This window comes from Rhodococcus sp. NPDC057014, from assembly GCF_042673295.1.
Lineage (GTDB): Bacteria > Actinomycetota > Actinomycetes > Mycobacteriales > Mycobacteriaceae > Rhodococcus_F.
Map to the genome: position 1 here is coordinate 1 of NZ_JBHUSF010000436.1, position 5,992 is coordinate 5,992.

The 5,992-nt window shown below is 67.2% G+C and carries 5 protein-coding genes; 1 reads left to right on the forward strand and 4 read right to left on the reverse strand.

The features are described from left to right. Window positions 1-29: 29 nt before the first annotated feature. Genes ACFTZB_RS42005 through ACFTZB_RS42020 form a run of 4 tightly spaced genes read right to left on the reverse strand, consistent with a single transcriptional unit; the run spans window position 30 to window position 4,290 of the window. Window positions 30-713: a phosphonatase-like hydrolase gene (locus tag ACFTZB_RS42005; RefSeq protein WP_378441329.1), complete on the reverse strand. Its 684-nt coding sequence runs from the start codon at window positions 711-713 to the stop codon at window positions 30-32. A gap of 43 nt (window positions 714-756) precedes the next feature. After that, window positions 757-2,466, reverse strand: a complete 1,710-nt coding sequence (locus ACFTZB_RS42010; protein WP_378441338.1) for a cobalt chelatase — start codon at window positions 2,464-2,466, stop codon at window positions 757-759. Between the two features lie 11 nt (window positions 2,467-2,477). Next, a complete protein-coding gene (locus tag ACFTZB_RS42015; protein ID WP_378441331.1) occupies window positions 2,478-3,446 on the reverse strand; it encodes an AAA family ATPase in 969 nt (322 codons plus the stop codon). 10 nt (window positions 3,447-3,456) lie between these two features. Further along, window positions 3,457-4,290 (reverse strand): IclR family transcriptional regulator, encoded by an 834-nt coding sequence (locus tag ACFTZB_RS42020; protein WP_378441334.1) that lies wholly within the window; start codon window positions 4,288-4,290, stop codon window positions 3,457-3,459. A 198-nt stretch (window positions 4,291-4,488) separates the two neighbouring features. Here ACFTZB_RS42020 and xsc point away from each other — a divergent pair. Further along, window positions 4,489-5,992, forward strand: a 1,504-nt coding sequence (gene xsc, locus ACFTZB_RS42025) for a sulfoacetaldehyde acetyltransferase (RefSeq protein WP_378441336.1), incomplete at its 3' end; no start/stop codon positions are given.

Below are 5,992 nucleotides of genomic sequence, written 5' to 3' on the forward strand. Positions count from 1 at the left end.
GCGTGGCAGGACCGGCCCGCACTCGTCGATCAGCCCAGCAGTTCGGGGATCGTCGCGGCGCTCTCCAGGATGTGCGTGTGGGGCTCGGGGCGGAGCGTCGCGGCGTCGTGGGCGCCGGTCAGAACGCCGACCACGTACCGCGCCCCGGCGTTCGTGCCCGCGCGCAGATCGTTGGGGGTGTCGCCGCCGACCAGGACCTCGTCGACGCTCTGCACGCCCGCCAGTTCCATCGCACGGAAGATGAGATACGGCGACGGCCTGCTCATCCGCACCTGGTCGCTGGTGATCACGCCGTCGATGTCGCGCCCGATCTCCCGGCCGACCTGCTCGAGCAGCGGCTGCGCGATCTCGCGCGAATACCCGGTCTGGAGAACGACCTTGACGCCGCGCTCCCGCAGGGTGCCGAACGCGTCGTGGACTCCCGGCAGAGCCGTCGGAGGTGTCTTCCGGTACGCCCCGAGAAGCATTGCGGTGAACTCGGATTCGACGGAGTCGAGAACGGCCGTGTCGGACGGGGCGCCGCTCTCCCGCAACAGTCCCTCGATGGCCTGTCGCTTGCCGGTGCCCTTCCAGCGGTCGAAACGGTCGTCCGGAATCGGCCCGCCGAGATAGTTCTCGACGGTGTCGCGCAACGCCACGTACACGGCGCCGCCCTCGTCGACGCTGGTGCCGGCAATGTCCAAGGTGACCAGCGAAACCCGGGGTTCGGTCATGGGGGTGACTCCTTCACTGTTGAGCCACTCACAGGCGCGCCTGTCAGTGGGCGATCATCGACAGCACGTCGGCGATGACGTCGCTGTTGGTTCCGTGCGACAGATCGAGCGTTTGGCAACGGTCGTAGTACGGGCTCAGATCCAGCCCGACGCCCAGGCCGTACACCTCGACCGCGCGTTCGTCCTCGTGCCGTTCGACCACGACCTGGAGGTGATGGTCCAGGTAGAACTCGTCGTTGGCCAGCGCGGTGGCGCCGTCCAGTGGGCTGCCGTCCGAGATCACGAACAGCAGCCTCCTACCCGGGCCGCGGTCGCGCATCCGTGAGCACGCCCAGTCGACGGCCTCGCCGTCCACGCCCTCCTTGAACAGGTCCTCCTTCAGCAGTCCCGCGATGGCGGGACGCGCGCGGCGCCAGGTGGTCTCGGCGTCCTTGAACACCAGCTGCCGGACCTCGTTGAGCCGTCCCGGATCGTCCGGACGGCCGGACCGGAGCCAGTCCCTGCGGGCCCGGCCGCCGTTCCACGCGGTGGTGGTGAAGCCGAGGATCTCGCACCGGGCGTCGGCCAGTTCCAGCGCCCGCGCGAACACGTCGACCAGAACGGCGACCGGTTCGCTGAATTTCTTCATCGAACCGGAGCAGTCGATGAGGAAGGTCACCGTGGTGTCGTTCCGCGGTTCGATGCGTTCGGCCCGGAAGAGTCTGCGTTCGGTGGGCGAGGTGACGAGCTGTGCGAGCCGGCGACCGTCGATGTAGCCCTCGTCGCGGCCGCCCTCCCAGCCGTCGCGGGCGGGTTCGGACAGCAGGGTCTTCAGCTGCCTTCCGAGTTTCCGGACGTTGAGACGATTGTCGTCGATGCCGGCGTCGAGGCGCCGGCGGAAATCCCGGAGCAGTTCGGGCCGGACGAGGGACGTGATCTGCCGGGTCTCGTCGTAGGCGCGGGTGAACACGCGGTACCCGTCCCCGCCGTCACCCAGCGCGCGGCTGTGCCCCGACGCCGCCGTCGCGAACGCGTCGTTCTCGTCCTGCTCGAAGTCGAAGATCAGGGAGAACGTCGCGGCGCGGTCGCGCCTCGTGTCGCCCGATTCGTCCGCGTCCGCGGCCTGCTCCAGTCGTCGGCCGATCACGTCGGCGATCGCCAGCGCATGCACCGCGAAATCCGATTGCGAGTGCCGGGTTCGGCGTAGCTTCGGAAGTTGTTCGCCGAGAACGGAGGCGAGGCCGAACCGGGTCGATTCGATCAGATCCTGTGTGGTCTCGGGTATCGGCTCGGCGGTGATCCGTGCCCGGCACATCTGTATCACCGTGAACAGCAGCATGCCGTGCACGGTCTCCGTCAGGCCGGAGGCCACGAACTCGTGCGACCACCGCGAGAATCGGTGGGCGAGATTCGCGCGCACCCCGTCCCACGCGCCGGCGGCCAGCGATTCGACGCGGAACTGTTCGAGGGTGTCGAAGATCAGCCGACTCGGCGTGTCCTCCGGGCACAGGCTCCGGTGCAGGGTGGGATCGGTGTGCAGCAGTCGTAGCGCCATGCCGTCGCCCGCACCGCGGAAGGAGGCGAGGTCGGCGAGGTCGAACGACGGGTGCAGGTGCGGGGCGGGCATCGGCACGCGCCGATGCCCGCGATGGAGTTCCGTTCCGCGAAAATGCAACTCACCCTGACCGGTCAGAGCGCGGATGCTGCCGGCGCAGAGTTCACGAACCTCCTGCCGACGACGGACCGATTCGGGCCACCCGGGCAGTTCTGCCATGACCGCCCCGCTCAGGCCGTGCTCGCCGCGAGCATCGCCGACCACTCGGGTTCCTCGTCGAAGCATCGCTGGAAGTACTCGGCGACGATGGGCCGCTCGGCCTCGTCGCACTTGTTGACGAACGACAACCGGAACGCCAGCGCCGGGTCGTGGAGGATCTCGATGTTCTCGGCCCAGGTGATCACCGTGCGCGGCGACATCAGCGTCGACAGGTCGCCGAGGCGAAAACCGTTGCGGGTCAGATTGGCCACGGCCACCATCGACGCGATCAGCGACCGCCCCACGGACGGCACCCGCGCGGCCACGATCTCGATCTCCTGTTCCGCGGGCAGGTGATCGAGCGTCGCGACGATGTTCCAGCGGTCGATCTGCGCGTGATTGAGCCGCTGCGCACCGTGATACATCCCGTTGAGGTTGCCCAGTCCGACCGTGTTGGCGGTGGCGAACAACCGGAACGCCGGATGCGGAGTCAGCACCCGGTTCTGGTCGAGCAGGGTGAGTTTGCCGTCGCGCTCGAGGAGGCGCTGGATGACGAACATGACGTCGGGCCGGCCGGCGTCGTACTCGTCGAGGATGAGGGCGACGGGACGCTGCAGCGCCCAGGGCAGGATGCCTTCCTGGAATTCGGTGACCTGCTTGCCGTCTCGCAGGACGACCGCGTCCCTGCCGATCAGGTCCAGCCGGCTGAGGTGGCCGTCGAGGTTGACTCGCACGCACGGCCAGTTGAGCCGCGCCGCGACCTGCTCGATGTGCGTGGATTTTCCGGTACCGTGCAGTCCCTGCACCATCACCCGGCGGTTGCGGTCGAACCCGGCGAGCAGGGCGGTGGTCACCGCGTGATCGAACCGGTACGCGGGGTCGACGTCGGGGACGTGGTCGACCGGTTCCCGGAAGGCCCGCACCGTCAGGTCGGTGTCGAGTCCGAACAGCTCACGCGCGGAGAGCACGTGGCCGGGTGCCGCAGTGGTCATTTCGGGCATGCGCCCTCCTTCAGTTCATGTCTGCCGTTCCGTCGTCCTGGACCTCGTTCTCGATCTCACCGATGGCGTCGGCCGCCCGCCGCAACGCGGGCAGCAGCTTGAGCGCCTTGTCGGGGGTGAGTCGCATGACCGGGGCCTGGACTGCGATGCAGAGATTGGAATTACCTGTGGCGCAGGGGACGAGCACCGCGGCGCACACGAGACCGGGCAGGAACTCCTCGTCGTCGATGGCGTAGCCGTCGCGGCGAACCTGCTTGAGTTCGGTCTCGATGAGCTCGATGTCGGTGACCGTCTTGTTGGTGTACCGCTCGAGCGGCATGCGTGCGAGCAGTCGCCGGCGCTGGGCGGGGCTGAGTTGCGACAGGATCATCTTGCCGCTCGCCGAGCAGTGCGCGGGCACCCGCGACCCCGCATGGAGTGTAAACCGAAGGGGCTCGGAGGTTTCCACGCGGTCGAGGTACACCACCTCGCTGCCCGACAGGGTGGTCACGTTGCAGCTTTCGCCGAGTTCCGCGACGAGGTTGCGGAGGATGGCGTGCCGCGCGCCGTGGTGGGTGTCGTTGAGCAGCAGGTTCTCGGCGAAGCGGCGCAGGCGCACACCGGTGCCGTAGTGCCTGCCGTTGTTCTGCCGGGTGAGGAGTCCGGCCCCCTCGAGTTGCTGCAGCATGCGGTGCAGGGTCGGCTTGGCCATGCCCGTCTCCTCGACGAGCCCCTGCAGCGTGAACAGCTGGTCCTTCGACGCGATCATCTCGAGCAGCGCGAACAGGCGGAGCGTCGGTGTGTCTCCGGGCAGCTCCGTCGTCGGGTGTCCGTTCGACTCGTCGATCCGGTGAATCTCACCCACGGTTCCTCCTAGGCAGAACGGCGACGCTTTCGCATCGTGTATCGAAAAATCATACATCTGGTTCCAGTTTTGGGAACATTCATTGACGAACCGTGTGACGTGGCCTACTGTCACTGCAGATCACAAAATCACGAACGCAACGTTCCGATTTTTGACATTCTCGGCCGGTTCCGGCGCGCCCCTGAAGGAGGATCACACATGACCAAGAAGAAGAACGGTGCCGATCGCACCGCTGTTTCCGGCGTACAGAAGATGACACCGTCGGAGGCGTTCGTCGAAACGATGGTCGCGAACGGCGTAACCGACATGTTCGGCATCATGGGATCGGCCTTCATGGACGCGATGGACATCTTCGCTCCCGCAGGCATCCGGCTCGTCCCGGTCGTGCACGAGCAGGGCGCCGGACACATGGCCGACGGATACGCCCGGGTCAGCGGACGTCACGGCATGGTCATCGGGCAGAACGGTCCCGGCATCAGCAACTGCGTCACGGCGATCGCCGCCGCGTTCTGGGCGCACAGCCCCGTCGTCATCGTCACCCCCGAGGCCGGCACCATGGGAACGGGCCTGGGCGGCTTCCAGGAAGCCAACCAGCTGCCGATGTTCCAGGAATTCACGAAGTACCAGGGCCACGTCAACAACCCCAAGCGGATGGCCGAGTTCACCGGCCGCTGCTTCGACCGCGCGATGTCCGAGATGGGCCCGACGCAGCTCAACATCCCCCGCGACTTCTTCTACGGCGAAATCGAGACGGAGATCCCGCAGCCCACCCGCCTCGACCGTGGCCCCGGCGGGGAGCAGAGCCTGAACGAGGCGGCGGAACTGCTGGCGCAGGCCAAGTTCCCGGTCATCGTCTCCGGCGGCGGCGTCGTGATGGCCGACGGCGTCGACGAGTGCAAGGTACTCGCCGAGCGTCTCGGTGCCCCCGTCGTCAACAGCTACCTGCACAACGACTCGTTCCCCGCCAGCCACCCGCTGTGGACCGGACCGCTCGGCTACCAGGGCTCGAAGGCCGCGATGAAGCTGATCAGCCAGGCCGACGTCGTGCTCGCCCTCGGCACCCGCCTCGGCCCCTTCGGCACCCTCCCGCAGCACGGCATGGACTACTGGCCGAAGAACGCCAAGATCATCCAGATCGACGCCGACCACAAGATGCTCGGCCTGGTCAAGAAAGTCTCCGTCGGAATCTGCGGCGACGCGAAGGCCGCTGCCGTCGCGCTCACCGAGCGGCTCGAGGGCAAGGCCCTCGCGTGTGATGCCAACCGCGAGGAGCGCAGCAAGAAGATCGAAGCCGAGAAGGCGGCGTGGGAGAAGGAACTCGACGAGTGGACCCACGAGCGCGACCCGTTCAGCCTCGACATGATCGCCGAACAGGAAGGCGAGGACGGCAACTGGCTGCACCCGCGTCAGGTGCTGCGTGAGCTGGAGAAGGCGATGCCGGAAGACGTGATGGTGTCCACCGACATCGGCAATATCAACTCCGTCGCCAACAGCTACCTCCGTTTCGAGAAGCCGCGCAGCTTCCTCGCCCCGATGAGCTTCGGCAACTGCGGTTACGCACTGCCGACCGTCATCGGCGCGAAGGCCGCGGCACCGGAACGGCCCGCCATCGCCTACGCAGGCGACGGTGCCTGGGGCATGAGCCTCGGCGAGGTCATGACGGCCGTCCGACACGACATCCCCGTGACGGCTGTCGTGTTCC

What these genes read in the sequence shown, in the direction of transcription:
- ACFTZB_RS42005 (WP_378441329.1), bottom strand. Translation starts at nt 713, where the DNA reads ATGACCGAACCCCGGGTTTCGCTGGTCACCTTGGACATTGCCGGCACC.
- ACFTZB_RS42010 (WP_378441338.1), bottom strand. Translation starts at nt 2,466, where the DNA reads ATGGCAGAACTGCCCGGGTGGCCCGAATCGGTCCGTCGTCGGCAGGAG.
- ACFTZB_RS42015 (WP_378441331.1), bottom strand. Translation starts at nt 3,446, where the DNA reads ATGCCCGAAATGACCACTGCGGCACCCGGCCACGTGCTCTCCGCGCGT.